Below are 16,467 nucleotides of genomic sequence, written 5' to 3'. Positions count from 1 at the left end.
CGTCAACGCAGAGGGGCGCCCGCCGGACGGTTCCGGGGGGCGCCCCTGTGTGCGGGAAGCAGCCGGGTCAGCTGCGCGCGGCCGTGAGCCCGAGGTGGACCGGCAGCTCCTGGTGGCCGTTGGAGATGAACGACTCCAGGGGCAGCAGTTCGTCGGCCGGCTTGGCCAGGGTGAGGCCCGGGAACCGCGCGAACAGCGCGGGCAGGGCGATCTCCGCCTCCAGGCGCGCGAGGGGCGCGCCGACGCAGTGGTGCACGCCGTGGCCGAAGCCGATGTGGTCACGACGGGTGGCGCGCGTGACGTCGAAGCGGTCGGCGTCCGCACCGTGCACGAGCGGGTCCCGGCCGGAGGCGGCAAAGGAAATGATCATTGCGTCGCCCTTCGGGATGGTCACGCCGTCGGCGATCTCGATGTCCTCCACCGCATAGCGCATGGGCAGATTGGCGAACGGGGCCTCAAGCCGCAGCGTCTCGTCGATCACGTCCTCCCACGTTGCCGCGCCGCTCCTGACCAGCTCCAGTTGCCCGGGGTGGCAGAGCAGGGTGTAGACGGCCTGATCGAGCAGGTTGGCGGTGGTCTCGTGCCCAGCGGTGAACATCAGCAGGACGGTGTCGACCAGCTCCTGCTCGGACAGTCCGGCGCCCGCCTCGTCGTCACGGGCCGAGATCAGGGCGCTGACGAGGTCGTCCGCGGGCTCGGCGCGCTTGAGGGCGATCAGCTCGACCAGCAGCTCGTATCCGCGCATCGCGTAGCGGGCCGCGTCCTCCGGCGAGTCCTGGCTGGTCATCCAGGCACCGATGACGCCCAGCAGCTCATCGCGTATCCGGTCGGGGACGCCGAGGAGTTCGGAGATCACCTGAGTGGGCAGGGCATAGGCCAGTTCCCTGCGCAGATCGACGGGCTGTCCCTGGCCCTTCGCCTCGATCTCGTCCAGCAGGGCCGCCGTGATGGCCTCGATCCGCGGGCGCAGGGCCTGGGTCCGGCGGGCGGTGAAGGCCTTGGCGACCAGCTTGCGCAGCCGCCGGTGTTCGTCGCCGTAGGCCGTGATCATGTTCCGGTCGGCCATCCACATGGCCATCGACCAGTTCTTGGCCAGTTCCCCCTCACCGTTCTCCCAGGCGGGCCAGTGGCGGTAGGCGTCCCGGGACACTCGGGGATCGGTCAGCAGCCGCTTGATCAGGGCGGTGTCGGTGACCGCCCAGACGACGACGCCGCCCGGCAGTTCCACCTGCGTCGCGGGTCCCCTCTCCCTGAGCAGAGCCGCTTCCCCCTGAATGTCGCGGCCGGCGGGGTCCATGGTGTACGGGCAGGATTGACTGGTCATTGCTGACTCCCACGGGATGAGCGACCTGGATTCCCCGGAAGGCGCCGGGGCGTGTCCAGCGTAGGGACGCACCTGTAATCGCCGACTCACCAGCCGCTCTGCGGCTGCGGCGCGGCGCCTCGCCCGGCCGAGCGCGGTCATGTCACGGCGAGTTGTGTGTCCCGAGCACGACAGTGACGATTCTGCAGTGCTCCCAGAACCCGCCCGGACACCGGCTGGCCCACCGGCGAGCGCTCCGGCGACTGCAGCCGCAACGGCGTTTCGATCACGGAGTCGAGCATGGCGAGCGCCGAGCCCAACTCGCTGATCTCGCCGCTGATGCGGGTGCGCTCCTCGTCCAGAATGGCACGCAGCTCGGGCCCGTGGACGGTGTGGTCCGCGTGCTCCCCGACGAGCCAGGGCAGCACGTCGGCGATCGTGGCGGTGCCGAGCCCGGCGGCGAGCAGCACGCGGATGCGGCGCACGGTCAGCACATCGGCCTCGCAGTACTCGCGGTACCCGCTCGGCCGGCGCGACGGACGCAGCAGTCCTTGCTCCTCGTAGTAGCGCAGCGCCCGATGGCTGATGCCGGTCCGCCGCGACAGCTCACCGATGCGCATGTGACCTCCGCCACACGGGCTTGACTCTCGCGTCGACGTGAGGGTCTAGCTTCTCAAACATGGTCAATCATCAACTTCCTTGTGACAGCCGTCCTTTACCTGTGACCGTGCTGGGGCTCGGCCCGATGGGGCAGGCGCTCGCCGGAGCGTTTCTGGACCACGGCCATCCCACGACCGTGTGGAACCGCACGCCGTCCAAGGCGGACTCCCTCGCCGCACGGGGCGCGGTAGCCGCGCGTTCGGCCGCCGAGGCGGTCGCGGCGGCACCGCTGACAGTGGTGTGTGTGCTCGACTACGAGGCGGTGCACGCGATCGTCGACCCCGCCGCCGGCGCCCTGCGGGACCGTACGCTGGTGAATCTGACCGCCGACTCCCCCGGCCAGGCCCGGGCCATGGCCGCCTGGGCCGCCCCGCGCGGCATCGACTACCTCGACGGCGCCATCATCACACCGACCGACACCATCGGCGGGCCGGGCGCCACGATCCTCTACAGCGGTCCCGAGGACGTGTACGCGCGCCATCGCACGACGCTGGACGCGCTCGGCGGCACGGGTCTGCACCTCGGGACGGATCCCGGCCGGGCGGCGGCGTTCGACGTGGCACTGCTGGACATCTTCTGGACGTCCATGAGCGGTGTGGTCCACGCCTTCGCCCTGGCACGGGCGGAGGGCATCGAGCCCACCGCTCTGGCCCCGCTCGCCCAGGCCGGAATGGGGGCACTGCCGGGCATTGTCGGCGGCTACGCGGAGCGGATCACGGCCGGCGAACACCCCGGCGACCGGTCGAGCATCCTGTCCGCGTCGGCGGGGATGGAGCATGTCGTACGCACCGCCCGAGCGCACGGGATCGACACCGGCGTGCTCGGCGCCGCCTGGGACGTCGCGCTCCGTGCGGTGGAGGCGGGCCACGGGGGTGAGGGGTTCTCCCGGATTTCGGAACTGCTCATGAATGACACGAATGACCTCCCGGTCGGACGTCCTGGGAAATTATCCCAGGTGCCCTGACCACTCAAGTACTTACTTCAAGGTTCGCGGCGCACACCCGGCGGTCATCGTCCGGTCATCGGCAGACATGAAAAACGGCCCTGGTAGCGAGTGGAATTCCACCCGGTACGAGGGCCGTTCCCGTGGTTCGGAACGTCATCGGTTGTCCAGCGGCGTCAGGAAGCGGTTCGCCGGTACTTTCCGTCGAAGAACAGCAGCCCGTCCTCACCGGTGCCCCGGGACGAGCTCAGCACTGTCCCGATGAAGATCGAGTGGTCTCCGGAGTCGTGCGACTCGGTGAGCTCGCACTCCAGCCAGGCCAGCGCACCGTGCAGGAGCGGAGCTCCCGTGCGGGGACCCGGGCGCCAGTCGACGGTGTCGAACTGGGCCGGCCCCAGCGGCCGTTCCTTGTCCGCGAAGTACCGCGCCAGTGGCTCCTGGTCGGCCCCCATGATCGACACGGCGAAACGCCGCTCGGCCGAGACGGACTTGTGCATCACCGCACTGCGGGACACACAGCAAAGCAGCAGTGGCGGCTCCAGGGATACCGAAGTGAACGCGTTGGCCGTCATGCCATGGATGTGCTCACCGCCGACGGTGAGCACGATGACACCGGTCGCGAACCGGGACATCACCTCGCGCATCGAGGCGGGCGCAAGAGTTGGCGTCATTCGCCCGTTGCTGGACATGCGGCCAACGTATCCACGCCCCGGGACGGACTGTCCATCGCAAGGTCACGCATCGCTAACCGAACCGGCCCGCCCTCTTCTCGCTTACCGCTCCATGACCGCACACTGGCAGCCGAATTCAGGCGCACCCGTATGGTCGGCCCATGGCCTCACAGACTTCTGAGCTCGAACTCGCCGATCCGATGATGCTGCAGTGGCTGTCCATGCTCGGCGTCGACGTCGAGTACGTGCAGGGCGAGGGAAACACGCTCCACTACATCGACGACAAGGGCGAGCGGATATCCGTTCTCGACTACGCGGGAGGCTATGGCGCGCTCATTCTCGGACACAACCACCCGGAAATCGTCGCGACTGCCAAGGAATTCCTGGACGCCCGGACACCGGTGCTGGCGCAGGCGTCCCGGCAGCCCGCGGCGAGCAATGTCGCCCGGACTCTCAACACCATCCTGCACCGTGAATTCGGCGTCGACGAGCCCTACTTCGCGGTGTTCTCGAACAGCGGCGCCGAATCCGTCGAAGTGGCCCTCAAGCACGCCGAGTTCGACCGGATACTGAAGATCCAGGCGCTCGGCCAGGAGATCTCCGCGCACGTCGACGCCGCGCGCACCGCTCTCCAGGACGGCACCGCGAAGATCGCGGAGTCGGCGTACGTCGTCCTGGGGATCGCCGCGGCCGACCGCTCGAACGATGTCCGTGGCTTCGAGCGGCTGACCGCCGGCCTCCTGCGGGAGAACGCTCAGCGCACGGCCAGGCCCCCGCTGTTCCTCACGCTGGAGGGCTCCTTCCACGGCAAGCTGGTCGGAAGCGTCCAGCTGACCCACAACGCCTCGTTCCGCACACCGTTCACGGCGATGGCCCCGCAGGCCCGGTTCATCCCCTTCGACCAGCCCGAAGCCCTCGCCAAGGTCTTCGAGGAGGAGCGGGGCGCCGTCTACGACATGGTCGTGGAAGCCGGCGAGATCAAGGTCGTGAAGCGGGACTTCCCGGTGTTCGGCGCGTTCGTCTTCGAGGTGATCCAGGGCGAGGGCGGCATCAAGGTGGTCGACCGGGAACTCGCCGCCGCGATCGAGCGGGCCTGCGCGACGGCCGACTGCCCGATCGTGATCGACGAGATCCAGAGCGGCATGGGCCGCACCGGTGCCTTCTTCGCCAGCTCCCTCATCGGGCTGCGGGCGGACTACTACACGCTCGCCAAGAGCCTGGGCGGTGGCATCGCCAAGACGGCCGTGACCCTCGTACGCGGCAGCCGGTTCCGCCCCGAATTCGACCTGGTGCACAGCTCGACGTTCGCCAAGGACACCTTCTCCTCCACGCTGGCCCTCAAGGTGCTGGAGCTCCTGGAGGCCGAGGACGGCCGGGCATACCGGCTGGCGCGGGAATGGGGCGAGCGGCTGACCGCCCTGTTCCGGGCGCTGCGCGAGGAGTTCCCCGAGGTCGTCAAGGACGTGCGGGGGAAGGGGCTGATGCTGGGACTGGAATTCCATGACCAGTCCGGATCGAGCGTGGCGGCAATCCGGGAGGCAGCCGCAACCGACACCTTCGGCTATGTCGTCGCCGGCTATCTGTTCCGCGCCCACCGGATCCGGACGTTCCCGACCGCCAGCGCCGTGAACACCCTGCGGTTCGAACCGTCGGTGCTGCTGACCGAGCCCGAGGTGGACCGGCTCGCCGTGGCCCTGCGGGAGCTCTGCGAGATCCTGCGGGACCAGGACGAGCAGCGGTTCTCCGGTTCGTGACAGGGGGGCGGGTCATGCCTGGCGCATGGTTCCGGCGGTTCGGCACGGCCGGCGCCGGGGCGCGGCGGCTGTTCTGCTTCCCGCACGCGGGCGGTGCGGCGAGCGCGTACCTCCGCCTGTCACAGGCGCTGTCACCGGCGGTGGAGGTGCTGTCCACGCAGTACCCCGGGCGGCAGGACCGTCGGCTGGAGCCGGGGGTCGAGGACCTCGGTGTGCTGGCCGATCTGCTCGCGGAGCAGGTGCGGCGGGAGGCCGGTGGGCGGCCGTACGCCTTCTTCGGCCACAGCATGGGCGCGATCGTCGCGTACGAGACGGCGCGTCGGCTGGATCGGCAGGCGGGTTCCGGCCCCGTGCATCTCTTCGTGTCGGGGCGCCGCGCACCGTCCACCGGTCCGCATCGCAGTGACCGGCTGCTGGGGGACGCCCAGCTGCGCGCCGAGATCCGCAGGCTCGGCGGCACGGGCAGCCGGGTGCTCGACGATCCGGAGCTGATGGAGATGATCATGCCGGTGCTGCGTGCCGACTACCGGGCGCTCGCGGGCTACGCCTGGGAGCCGGGGCGGCCGTTGGACTGTCCGCTGACCGTGCTCGTCGGTGACGCGGATCCCGTCGTCACCGTCGAGGAGGCGGCCGCCTGGCGGGAGCTGTCCACGGCTCCGACCGCGGTACGCGTCTTCACCGGCGGCCACTTCTATCTCGACGACCGTACGCAGGACGTCGCCGAGGTGATCGTGTCCCGCCTGGACGCCGGCGCGCGCGGCGGATCGGCGGCCTGACAGGCCGGAAAGACCTGGTCCGAGTGGTCCCCCGGGGGACGGACTCGGACCAGGTGACAACGTTTGCCTCGACTGCTGCTACGGACTTGCTAGATCCGCCCGGTGCCGGAAGAGACCAGCGGTGCGGCGGAGGTCACACAGCGGGGGCTGTGGTTCGCGGCGAAGAACCGCCCCGGTGCGCTCATGCTCAGCAGATTGCGGACGTACGTGCGGCGCTCGTCGGGCCGGTCGCCCGCCGTGGCGTACAGCCGCTTGCGGAACCAGTGGGTCAGTCCCTTCTGTTCGCTGGGTGCGGGCGACAGCATGAAGTCGATCAGCTCGTCCACCGCGGCGTCCGAGAGCGCTTCCAGAGTGATCGTGGTGACATGGCGCTTGCCGCCGCCCCACTCGGGCCGGCGCTCCAGCAGCTCCGGCCGGGCCGAGGCCACCACGAACACCGGCACCCGTGACATGTCGGCGAAGCCCGAGACGAAGTCCAGCAGGCTGTCGTCGGCCTGGTGCAGATCGTCGATGACGAGGACGAGCGGCTTGTCGAGCGTGTTGCGGTCCAGGAACTGCTGCCAGGCGATCAGCTCCAGTTCCGGGTCGTACAGGGCCAGTTCTCCCGCCTCGGGGTCGATGTACGGGGCGAGGCACTCCAGCAGCCGGCCCACCCGTGCCTCGTCGTCGACGAGCCGCCGCAGTGTGCCGACGAGCTTTTCCATCGCGGCCCGGGTCGAATCACCCGGCTGGATCGAGCAGATGGCGCTGACCAGCTCACGCTGCACCGCGTGCACGGGGCTCAGGTCGGTCACGGCGGTGGACGACACCTGGACGCCCCCGGAGAGCTCGCGGAACCGGGCCAGATACGACCGGTCGCTGTTCTGGCGCTCGAACTCGGTGAGGAAGCGCGTCTTGCCCGTACCCGCGTCACCGAGGACGGTCACCAGGTGGGTGGTGGACCGGTGCCGGGTCCGTTCCACCAGGCCGCGCAGCAGCTCCAGTTCGAACTCCCGCTCCACGGTGGGCATGGAGTCCTGTCCCATGCTCTCCTTGCTGACACCCTGGACGGTCCACTCGCCGAGATCGTCGCTGCGGCCGTAGGCGACCGAGGGCTCGGTGGCCCTGCGGGTGACGTCACAGGACCGTATCTCGCCCGCGCCGGCGTGCGAGAGCAGCGCGTGGCCCCGGTCGAACAGCGTCCCGGTGATGGACAGCGGGCTGTCGCCGTCGGGCTGGTAGCGCACCAGCGCCTCTCCGGTGACGATGGCGGCGTGGAAGGAGAGGCCCTTGGCCAGGGACGGCGTGCGGACGACGGCTCCGGAGCCCGCGCGGAGTTCCTCGCGGATGGTCACGGCCGCCAGCACCGCGCGCTCGGCGGCCTCCTCGCACTCCCCGTGGGCTCCGAACAGCGCCATCGACACGGATCCGATGCTCGCGCTGACGGTCCCTCCGAAGTGCTCGATGTTCTCCCGGATCCGGTGGGCGACGTCCTCAAGCGTCTCGTCGATACGGAGGGGGTCGATGTCGGCCGCCTCCGGGCCGAGCTGGGTGCGCACCAGCAGGGCGCTGACGGACTTGCGCCGTCCGTTGCCGGTGACGGATCGGGGTGCCCCCGCGAACTCACGGTGCGGTAACGGTTCATGGGAGCGTGCTGTCGCCTCGTGCTGCTCGGCGATAGCGTGAGCCAGGTCACCCGAGTCGTACACAGGGGCGGCGCCGGCCTGTCCGCTCCTGAGCCCGCTTCCCCGTACGCCGGCCGGCCGTTCGGGCCTGGCGGCCGGGTGCGCCTCGGCGGAGGCCCGCGTCCGGGACGTGGAGGCCGTCGCGAGGTGCGTGCCCACCACGGCGGGAGTCCGGTCGGTGGGTGGTGCCTCAGGTGCGCGGGGTGCGCTGTCCCGTACGACGACCGTCTCCCCGTGCCCCGGCACCCTGGGCGGGATCAGGGACGGGTCGTGCGCGAGGATCGCCTGCTGCAGCAGCTGGAGATCCCGGCCGGGTTCGAGGCCGAGTTCCTCCACCAGTGCGGTACGCACCCGGCTGTAGACGCTGAGCGCGTCCGCCTGCCGTCCGCTGCGGTAGAGCGCGAGCATCAGCTGGCCGGAGGACCGCTCCCGCAGGGCCATGCTCTCGACCATGGCCTCCAGCTCGCCGAGCACCGCGAGATGGCGTCCGCAGGCCAGCTCCGCCTCGAAGTAGTCCTCCATGGCGTCCCATTGCGCGTTCTGCGCGGCGGACAGCTCGGGCCAGTTGATGCCCGCCTCGACCAGGTCGGCGAGGACCGGGCCGCGCCACAGGGAGAGGGCGCCCTTGAGGATCCGTGCGGCCTGTTCCGGCTCACCGGCCGCGAGTTCGTCCCGCCCGGCGTCCACCTGGCGCTGGAAGCGGAACAGATCGATGTCGTTGGCGTCAACGCTCAGCTTGTAGCCGGGCGCCTGGGTCACCAGAGCGGTATCCGTTGATTCCCCCCTGGTCAGGACTCGCCGCAGCCCCCAGACGGCGTTCTGCAGTATCTTCCGCGCGGAGATGGGGGCATCGTCGACGGACCACAGGGCGTTCAGCAGTTGACTGGTCGCCACCACGCGATTCGCCTGCAGCAGCAGATAGCCGAGAGTCGCTCTCTGCTTGGTCCCGCCTAGCGCCAGGGAGCAGCGGTCGTCGAATACTTCCATAGGCCCCAAGATCTGAAATTGCACAGCTTCCCCCTAGTGCGGTACAGAATCATGCAACCATAACGTTTGGACCATTTTGCGCGAATTGCACAGAACTGAGGGGAATGCCGGACATGCGGCAAATAAGGGCGCCGTAAAGAGAGATGTGATCAGTCTGCGAAGGACGAACGAGACCCCCTCGCATCCGCTCCCCCCACGATCTCTCCAGCCGCCCCACGCCTCGACGACATTCCCGACCGGCCCTCGGACATGGGCCAACTTCAGGGTAAGTACTGACTTTGAGGAAAGCAATTGGCATGGCTGAAACTCGCCGGGGGCGCCGAGGGGTGGGCCGCACCCACCCCCAGGTAACCCTTGACTCACCATTGCTCCGCAGAATGCCAGGTTACCGGTCCGTGACCGAGACACGAAGAGCTTCTGCGATGCTTTGCGGCAGCCTTTGCACGGTTCACCGGAGAGTTGGGAGCAGTTACCGCATGAGTGGCAGCCTCGGTTTCGACATTCCCGAAGACCCCCACAAGCAGAACGAACTCTTCGTCCGCATCTTCAATGAGGGCGACGGGGCGTTGTACGACTCGATGTACACCAGCGACGCGATCTCCAACATCTCCGGCAGCCCGCTCACGGGCGCCGCCCGTACGCAGTTCTTCAAGGACTTCCTGGCCATGGGCCCGAAGATCAACTCCAAGGTGCTGCAGACCTACACGACCGGCGACACCTCGCTGCTCATCGTGGACTACAGCCTCGACGTCCCCGGCCCGGACGGCGAGGTCACCCACGTCCGCGGGACGTGCACCGACGTTCTGACCCGGGACGAGAACGGCGAGTGGCGCCTCGCGATCGACCGTCCCGTGGCGGACGCTCACGCGGCATAACGCCGTCGCCCACCGCACCCACCCGCCGTACGGCGAGTTCCGCTACGGCGAGTTCCGTCCCCCTCCGCCCCTGTACCGGCGAAGTAATTCCCGCCGGTACAGGGGCTTCCTGTCGATCCCTCCAGAACACGCGGTTACCACGCCATGAGTACATTTTGGAGAGTGAATACGAATCTGCGGGTAAGGTCGCTCCGGCAGCTTGAGATCCAGCACCGCATTGCTGTTGCACCGTATATTCCACGGAAAGGGCGTGCCCATGGATCACATATCCGAGGCCGTGCTGGCGAGCACGGCCGCACCCGACAGCCACATGGCTGAGATTCGCACCCTTCCCGACGCACTGCGGCTACGCAGCCTGAAGCAGCCCGACGAGACGGCGTATGTGTTTCTGCGCAATGGCGAGGAACCGGAAGAGTCCCTCACCTACCGGGAACTCGACGACGACGCACGTGTCCGGGCCGCGGCGCTGGAGTCGGCCGGGCTGACCGGAAAGAGCGCGGTGCTGCTCTACCCCTCGGGGCTGGAATTCATCCGCGCCCTCCTCGGCTGCATGTACGCGGGAGTCGCCGGCGCTCCCGTCCAGGTGCCCCGGCGCCGCCAGGACGTCGAGCGGCTGCGCCGCATCGCCGACGACGCCGGGACCTCCACGGTGCTCACCACGGCGGAGGTCAAACGCGACCTCGAAGAGCGGTTCGGCGATCTGCCGGAACTGGCCGGGCTGGCCCTCCTCGACACCGGGGCACTCGCTCCCCCCTCGTCCGACGTCCTCGTCTCGTACGCCCTGCCGACCGCGCACCCCGACGGCATCGCGCTGCTCCAGTACACCTCCGGTTCCACCGGGGACCCCAAGGGCGTGATGGTCACGCACGCCAACTTCCTGAGCAACGCGGTGGAGACGGACGAGCTGTGGCCGTGCGAGCCGCGGGGGACGTTCGTGTCCTGGCTGCCGCTCTTCCACGACATGGGGATGCTGTTCGGCGTGGTGCTCCCGCTCTGGGCCGGTGTGCCGTCGTACCTCATGGCGCCCGACGCCTTCATCCGCCGACCGGCCCGTTGGCTGGAAGCGATCTCCCGGTTCCGCGGCACCCACGCGGCGGCCCCCAGCTTCGCCTACGAACTCTGTGTCCGGGCCGCCGAGGAGGGCAGGACCGCGGACGTGGGCGACCTCTCCAGCTGGCGGGTCGCCGCCAACGGCGCCGAACCCGTCCGCTGGCAGACCATCCAGGCCTTCACCACGGCATTCGCGCCGTACGGCTTCGACCCCCGTGCCATGGCACCGGGCTACGGACTCGCCGAGAACACCCTCAAGGCCACCGGCAGCCCGCAGGACCGCGAGCCCTCCGCGCTGTGGCTGTCCGCCCGCGCTCTCGGAGAGGACCGCGTCGAGATCGTGCCCGAGGCCACCGAAGGGGCGAACCCTGTCGTCAGCAGTGGTGTCCCCGTTCTCGGCACGCGGGTGTGTGCCGTGGATCCGGCCACCCTGGAGCTCTGCCCGCCCGGCCGGGTCGGCGAGATCTGGATCAGCGGGCCGTGCGTGGCCGACGGGTATCTCGGCAGGCCCGCGCTGAGCCAGGAGACATTCCGCGCCCGCATCAGGGGCGGTTCGGCCCGGACCGCGGAAGAGACCTATCTGCGCACCGGTGACCTGGGCTTCGTACACCAGGGCGAGCTGTATGTCACCGGGCGGCTCAAGGACGTCATCATCCGCCGGGGCCGCAACCACTACCCGCAGGACATCGAGTTGTCCGCCGAGTCATCGGTGCCCGGGCTGCACCCCAACTGCGCCGTCGCCTTCTCCGTCGACGACGGCGCACAAGAACGGCTCGTGGTGGTCATCGAGGCCGACGGCAGGGTCATCCGGGCGCCGGGCGAGCAGACGGTGCGCGAGCGGGTGCGGGAGGCGATCCGCGAGAACCACCGGCTGGACACCGACGACATCCTCGTCGTGCGCCGGGGCGCGCTGTCCAGGACGTCCAGCGGCAAGGTGCAGCGCCGGGCCTGCCGAAAGCGGTACGAGGACGGCTCGTTGGCGGCCTTCGCCGTGGCCCCGGCCGGCTCCGGGCAGGTGCGGCGATGACCGTGAAGGCGTTGCGCACCGTGCGCGGCACGGCCGGCTCCCGCATCCTCGGCGTCGGCGTCTACCGGCCGGCCAGGGTGGTGGACAACGACGAGGTGTCCGCCCGGATCGACTCCTCCGACACCTGGATACGCCGGCGCTCCGGGATCGCCACGCGCCGCTTTGCCGGGGACGAGGAAACGGTCGTCACCATGGCGGCCGAGGCGTCCGTCAAGGCCCTGGCCCACGCGGGTGTCGACCCGGCGGTCGTGGGCATGGTGCTGCTGGCCTCGATGTCCCATCTGGAGCAGGCGCCCGCCGCCGCGCCCCGGGTCGCCCAGCTGATCGGCTCGGGCGCTGCCGCGGCCACCGACATCGGTGCCGCCTGCGCCGGATTCTGCTACGCGCTGGCCCTGGCCGACTCCCTCGTACGCTCGGGCTCCGTCGGCCACGTCCTGGTGGTCGGGGCGGAGAAGATGAGCGACATCATCGACCCCGAGGACCGGGGAACGGCATTCCTGTTCGGCGATGGAGCGGGCGCCGTCGTCGTGGGTCCCGCCGAGACACCCGGTATCGGCCCGGTCGTCTGGGGCTCCGACGGCGAGCGGCACGGGCTCATCGCCCACGACCGGAGCTGGCTGGCCACGCGTGACGGCGCCACCCCCTGGCCGGTGCTGCGCATGGCGGGCCCCGAGGTGTTCCGCTGGGCGACCCGCAGCGTGCCGGAGGTCTCCCGGCAGGCGCTCGACGCGGCGGGCATCGACGCCACCGATCTTGCCGCGTTCATCCCCCACCAGGCCAACGCGCGGATCGTGGACTCGGCGGCCAAGGCGCTCGGACTCGGCCCGCACACCGCCGTGGCCAGGGACATCGTCGAGTCCGGCAACACGTCGGCGGCCTCGATTCCGCTCGCCATGGACAGCCTGCTGTCCCACGGCGCCGCGCCGTCCGGCGGCCACGCACTCCTCGTCGGTTTCGGCGCCGGCCTGGTGCACGCGGCCCAGGTGGTGACCCTGCCATGACCGACACCGGAGAATCCGCGCACACCGTACGTACAGGAGAGGCGATGCCGGGCGAAGACGGCGGTACGACACAGGAGCGGATCGCCGAACTGGCGCGGCGCAGGGCCATAGCGGCCGAGCCGTACGACGCCAGAGCGGTCGAGCGCCAGCGCGCCAAGGGGAAGCTGACCGCACGCGAGCGCGTCGAGGCACTGCTCGACCCGGGGTCGTTCGTCGAACTGGACGCCCTGGCCCGGCACCGCAGCCACAACTTCGGCATGGAGCGGGAGCGTCCCCTCGGCGACGGCGTGATCACCGGCTACGGCACGGTCGACGGCCGCCAGGTCTGCCTCTTCGCCCAGGACTTCACCGTCTTCGGCGGCTCCCTCGGCGAGGTGTACGGCCAGAAGATCGTCAAGGTGCTCGACTTCGCGATCCGTACGGGCACCCCGATCATCGGCATCAACGACTCGGGCGGCGCCCGCATCCAGGAGGGTGTGGTGTCCCTGGCGCTCTACGCCGAGCTGGTCAAGCGCCATGTGGAGGCATCGGGGGTGGTCCCGCAGATCTCCCTGATGACCGGGCCGTGTGCCGGAGGCGCCGTCTACGCGCCCGCGATCACCGACTTCGTGGTCATGGTCGACGGCATCTCCCACATGTTCGTCACCGGCCCCGAGGTGCTGCGCACGGTCACGGGCCAGGCCGTGGACCGCGAGTCCCTGGGCGGCGCCCGCAGCCACAACACCGTTTCCGGCAACGCCCACTACCTCGCGCCCGACGAGAAGGACGCGTTCGAGTACGTACGTCAACTGCTCGGCTATCTGCCGTCGAACAACATGGAGGACCCGCCCGTCTACGCGGAGAGCGGGCAGAAGGACGTCGTCACCGAGGCGGACCTGGCGCTGGACGGCCTGATCCCGGACGACCGCAATCAGCCGTACGACATGCTGCGCCTCGTGCACACCGTGCTCGACGACGGTGAACTGCTCGAAGTCCAGCCCCTGTTCGCCCGCAACATCATCTGCGGGTTCGGCCGGGTCGAGGGCCGCAGTGTGGGCATCGTCGCCAATCAGCCCACCTACATGGCGGGCGTGCTCGACATCGACGCCAGCGAGAAGGCGGCCCGCTTCATCCGCATGTGCGACGCCTTCCACATCCCGATCCTGACGTTCGTGGACGTTCCGGGGTTCATGCCCAGTCTCGAACAGGAGCAGGGCGGCATCATCCGCCGTGGCGCCAAGCTGATCTACGCCTACGCGGAGGCGACCGTCCCCATGGTCACGGTGGTCACCAGGAAGGCGTACGGCGGCGGTTACGGCGTCATGGGCTCCAAGCATCTGGGCACCGACGTCAACCTCGCCTGGCCCACGGCCGAGATCGCGGTGATGGGCGGCGAGAGCGCGGTGAGCGTGCTGCACCGGCGGACGCTGGAGAAGTCCGGGAACCCGGAGGCGGAGAGAAGGCGGCTGCGCGCGGAGTACGAGAGCGCGCTGTGCAATCCGTACGTCGCGGCCGAGCGCGGCTATGTCGACGTGGTGATCATGCCGCACGAGACCCGGCAGCAAGTGGCGAGCGCCCTGTGGGCGTTGCGCGACAAACGCGTCACCCGGCTGCCCCGCAAGCACGGGAACATCCCCCTGTGAGCCCGGCCGCCGGCAGTGCGGTGCACGTGGTCCGCGGGCGTCCGACGCCGGAGGAGCTGGCCGCCGCGCTGGTGGCCCTGCGCGCGGTCGCCGCCCGGCACGCCGGGCAGGGCCGCTCGCCCGGCGAGCCGGAAGTGCGCCGCCGGCGGTACGCGGCCGGGCTGCGGGCCCAGCCGGCGCAGCGCGGCCCCGGGGCCTGGCGCCGGAGCGCCTGGGGGCAGCCGTAGTCACCTCCCGTGCAGTCGAGCCACAGCCACGCGAGCCACGGAGCCCGCGACCATCAGGACACGAAGGGAAGAGAATCGTCGTGCGCAAGGTGCTCATCGCCAACCGTGGCGAAATCGCCGTCCGCGTTGCCCGCGCCTGCCGGGATGCCCGGATCGCGAGCGTGGCCGTCTACGCGGATCCGGACCGGGACGCCGTGCATGTCCGCGCGGCCGACGAAGCGTTCGCCCTGGGTGGTGACACCCCGGCCGCCAGCTACCTGGACATCGCCAAGGTCCTGCGGGCCGCGAAGGACTCCGGCGCGGACGCCGTCCACCCCGGATACGGCTTCCTCTCGGAGAACGCCGGCTTCGCCGAGGCGGTCATCGACGCCGGCCTGACCTGGATCGGCCCCCCGCCCCAGGCCATCCGCGACCTGGGCGACAAGGTCGCCGCCCGCCACATCGCCCAACGTGCCGGCGCTCCCCTGGTCGCCGGCACGCCCGACCCCGTGTCCGGCGCCGACGAGGTCGTCGCCTTCGCCGAGCAGCACGGCCTGCCCATCGCCATCAAGGCCGCCTTCGGCGGCGGCGGCCGCGGCCTGAAGGTCGCCCGCACCCTGGAGGAAGTGCCCGAGCTGTACGACTCCGCCGTCCGCGAGGCGGTCGCCGCCTTCGGCCGCGGCGAATGCTTCGTCGAGCGCTACCTCGACCGGCCCCGCCATGTGGAGACCCAGTGCCTGGCCGACTCCCACGGCCATGTCGTGGTCGTCTCCACCCGCGACTGCTCCCTGCAGCGCCGCCACCAGAAGCTGGTGGAGGAGGCCCCGGCGCCGTTCCTGTCCGCGGAGCAGAACGCCCAGCTGTACGCCGCCTCCAAGGCCATCCTCAGGGAGGCCGGCTACGTCGGCGCCGGCACCGTGGAGTTCCTCGTCGGCCGGGACGGCACCATCTCCTTCCTTGAGGTCAACACCCGCCTGCAGGTCGAACACCCGGTCACCGAAGAGGTCACCGGCATCGACCTGGTCCGGGAGATGTTCCGCATCGCCGACGGCGAACCCCTCGGCTACGACGACCCGCCGGTGCGCGGACACTCCTTCGAGTTCCGCATCAACGGCGAGGACCCCGGCCGCGGCTTCCTGCCCGCCCCCGGCACCGTGACCGCCTTCAGCCCGCCCACCGGCCCCGGTGTCCGCCTGGACGCCGGTGTCGAGTCCGGCTCCGTGATCGGCCCGGCCTGGGACTCCCTGCTCGCCAAGCTCATCGTCACCGGTGCCGACCGGGAGCAGGCGCTGCAGCGCGCCGCGCGTGCGCTGGCCGAGTTCCAGGTCGAGGGCATGGCCACCGCCCTCCCCTTCCACCGCGCGGTCGTCGCCGACCCGGCCTTCACCGCCGGCCCGTTCCGGGTGCACACCCGCTGGATCGAGACCGAGTTCGCCAACGACATCAAGCCGTTCGCCGCGCCCGCCGCCGAGGACACCGAGGACGAGACGGGCCGCGAGACGGTCGTGGTCGAGGTCGGCGGCAAGCGCCTGGAGGTCTCCCTGCCCTCCTCGCTCGGCCTGACCCTGGCCCGTACCGGTCCGGCCGCTGGATCCAGGCCCAGGCGCCGCGCGGCGAAGAAGTCCGCCTCCGCCGCCTCCGGTGACACACTCACCTCCCCCATGCAGGGCACCATCGTCAAGATCGCCGTGGAGGAGGGCCAGGAGGTCGAGGAAGGCGACCTCGTCGTCGTCCTGGAGGCGATGAAGATGGAACAGCCGCTGAACGCCCACCGCTCCGGCACCATCAAGGGCCTCAACGCCGAAGTCGGCGCCTCCCTCTCCTCCGGCGCCACCATCTGCGAGATCAAGGAGTGAGAGCGGCTCAGGCCGTCCGCGCACAAGAACGCCTGGCACGGGACGGGGCTCTCCGTGCCAGGCGTGAACGGC

Annotated in this window: 13 protein-coding genes; 9 read left to right on the top strand and 4 right to left on the bottom strand. The window is 70.1% G+C overall.

Annotated features, from left to right (window positions below; translation table 11 throughout):
* Positions 1-67: 67 nt before the first annotated feature.
* Together ABT171_RS29435 and ABT171_RS29430 are read right to left on the bottom strand one after the other, a co-directional pair.
* Positions 68-1,324, bottom strand: a complete 1,257-nt coding sequence (locus tag ABT171_RS29435; protein WP_351249010.1) for a cytochrome P450 family protein — start codon at positions 1,322-1,324, stop codon at positions 68-70.
* A gap of 137 nt (positions 1,325-1,461) precedes the next feature.
* Positions 1,462-1,923 carry a MerR family transcriptional regulator gene (locus tag ABT171_RS29430; RefSeq protein WP_351249008.1) on the bottom strand — a complete coding sequence of 154 codons (462 nt, stop codon included), beginning with the start codon at positions 1,921-1,923 and terminating at the stop codon, positions 1,462-1,464.
* Positions 1,924-1,982: 59 nt separating this feature from the next.
* On the opposite strand from ABT171_RS29430, the gene ABT171_RS29425 reads away from it, so the two are divergent.
* The gene (locus tag ABT171_RS29425; protein WP_503077115.1) at positions 1,983-2,927 is read left to right on the top strand and encodes an NAD(P)-dependent oxidoreductase; all 945 of its coding nucleotides are present in this window, start codon (positions 1,983-1,985) and stop codon (positions 2,925-2,927) included.
* Positions 2,928-3,082: 155 nt separating this feature from the next.
* Here ABT171_RS29425 and ABT171_RS29420 read toward each other — a convergent pair whose 3' ends face one another.
* Positions 3,083-3,577, bottom strand: a complete 495-nt coding sequence (locus ABT171_RS29420; protein ID WP_351249004.1) for a flavin reductase family protein — start codon at positions 3,575-3,577, stop codon at positions 3,083-3,085.
* Between the two features lie 161 nt (positions 3,578-3,738).
* Between ABT171_RS29420 and ABT171_RS29415 the strand changes: the two genes are divergently transcribed.
* Positions 3,739-5,331 (top strand): aspartate aminotransferase family protein, encoded by a 1,593-nt coding sequence (locus tag ABT171_RS29415; RefSeq protein WP_351249002.1) that lies wholly within the window; start codon positions 3,739-3,741, stop codon positions 5,329-5,331.
* A gap of 14 nt (positions 5,332-5,345) precedes the next feature.
* Positions 5,346-6,107 (top strand): thioesterase II family protein, encoded by a 762-nt coding sequence (locus ABT171_RS29410; RefSeq protein ID WP_351249000.1) that lies wholly within the window; start codon positions 5,346-5,348, stop codon positions 6,105-6,107.
* A gap of 89 nt (positions 6,108-6,196) precedes the next feature.
* Here the strand turns inward: ABT171_RS29410 and ABT171_RS29405 are convergent, their stop codons facing one another.
* The gene (locus ABT171_RS29405) at positions 6,197-8,758 is read right to left on the bottom strand and encodes an ATP-binding protein (RefSeq protein ID WP_351248998.1); all 2,562 of its coding nucleotides are present in this window, start codon (positions 8,756-8,758) and stop codon (positions 6,197-6,199) included.
* A 476-nt stretch (positions 8,759-9,234) separates the two neighbouring features.
* Between ABT171_RS29405 and ABT171_RS29400 the strand changes: the two genes are divergently transcribed.
* The 6 genes from ABT171_RS29400 (at position 9,235) to ABT171_RS29375 (ending at position 16,395) form a co-directional block, all read left to right on the top strand.
* Complete coding sequence (locus ABT171_RS29400) at positions 9,235-9,633, top strand: YybH family protein (RefSeq protein WP_351248996.1); 399 nt, start codon at positions 9,235-9,237, stop codon at positions 9,631-9,633.
* Between the two features lie 256 nt (positions 9,634-9,889).
* Positions 9,890-11,710, top strand: coding sequence for a fatty acyl-AMP ligase (locus tag ABT171_RS29395; protein WP_351248994.1), 1,821 nt, complete (start codon positions 9,890-9,892; stop codon positions 11,708-11,710).
* On the top strand, positions 11,707-12,711 hold the full coding sequence (locus tag ABT171_RS29390) for a beta-ketoacyl-ACP synthase III (RefSeq protein WP_351248992.1): 1,005 nt from the start codon (positions 11,707-11,709) through the stop codon (positions 12,709-12,711). The genes ABT171_RS29395 and ABT171_RS29390 overlap by 4 nt, the downstream gene beginning before the upstream one ends.
* A gap of 44 nt (positions 12,712-12,755) precedes the next feature.
* A complete protein-coding gene (locus tag ABT171_RS29385) occupies positions 12,756-14,333 on the top strand; it encodes an acyl-CoA carboxylase subunit beta (RefSeq protein WP_351248990.1) in 1,578 nt (525 codons plus the stop codon).
* The gene (locus ABT171_RS29380; protein WP_351248988.1) at positions 14,330-14,560 is read left to right on the top strand and encodes an acyl-CoA carboxylase epsilon subunit; all 231 of its coding nucleotides are present in this window, start codon (positions 14,330-14,332) and stop codon (positions 14,558-14,560) included. The genes ABT171_RS29385 and ABT171_RS29380 overlap by 4 nt, the downstream gene beginning before the upstream one ends.
* Positions 14,561-14,640: 80 nt before the next feature.
* The gene (locus ABT171_RS29375) at positions 14,641-16,395 is read left to right on the top strand and encodes an acetyl/propionyl/methylcrotonyl-CoA carboxylase subunit alpha (protein ID WP_351248986.1); all 1,755 of its coding nucleotides are present in this window, start codon (positions 14,641-14,643) and stop codon (positions 16,393-16,395) included.
* Positions 16,396-16,467: the final 72 nt, after the last annotated feature.

Origin of the sequence: Streptomyces sp. NPDC001851, assembly GCF_040297165.1 — a bacterium.
Taxonomy (GTDB): domain Bacteria; phylum Actinomycetota; class Actinomycetes; order Streptomycetales; family Streptomycetaceae; genus Streptomyces.
This window is presented reverse-complemented; position numbering and strand designations above follow the sequence as displayed.

Bases quoted from the DNA above. Each gene is read 5' to 3' on its own strand.
- ABT171_RS29435 (WP_351249010.1), bottom strand. From the start codon at position 1,324: ATGACCAGTCAATCCTGCCCGTACACCATGGACCCCGCCGGCCGCGAC.
- ABT171_RS29430 (WP_351249008.1), bottom strand. From the start codon at position 1,923: ATGCGCATCGGTGAGCTGTCGCGGCGGACCGGCATCAGCCATCGGGCG.
- ABT171_RS29425 (WP_503077115.1), top strand. From the start codon at position 1,983: ATGGTCAATCATCAACTTCCTTGTGACAGCCGTCCTTTACCTGTGACC.
- ABT171_RS29420 (WP_351249004.1), bottom strand. From the start codon at position 3,577: ATGACGCCAACTCTTGCGCCCGCCTCGATGCGCGAGGTGATGTCCCGG.
- ABT171_RS29415 (WP_351249002.1), top strand. From the start codon at position 3,739: ATGGCCTCACAGACTTCTGAGCTCGAACTCGCCGATCCGATGATGCTG.
- ABT171_RS29410 (WP_351249000.1), top strand. From the start codon at position 5,346: ATGCCTGGCGCATGGTTCCGGCGGTTCGGCACGGCCGGCGCCGGGGCG.
- ABT171_RS29405 (WP_351248998.1), bottom strand. From the start codon at position 8,758: ATGGAAGTATTCGACGACCGCTGCTCCCTGGCGCTAGGCGGGACCAAG.
- ABT171_RS29400 (WP_351248996.1), top strand. From the start codon at position 9,235: ATGAGTGGCAGCCTCGGTTTCGACATTCCCGAAGACCCCCACAAGCAG.
- ABT171_RS29395 (WP_351248994.1), top strand. From the start codon at position 9,890: ATGGATCACATATCCGAGGCCGTGCTGGCGAGCACGGCCGCACCCGAC.
- ABT171_RS29390 (WP_351248992.1), top strand. From the start codon at position 11,707: ATGACCGTGAAGGCGTTGCGCACCGTGCGCGGCACGGCCGGCTCCCGC.
- ABT171_RS29385 (WP_351248990.1), top strand. From the start codon at position 12,756: ATGCCGGGCGAAGACGGCGGTACGACACAGGAGCGGATCGCCGAACTG.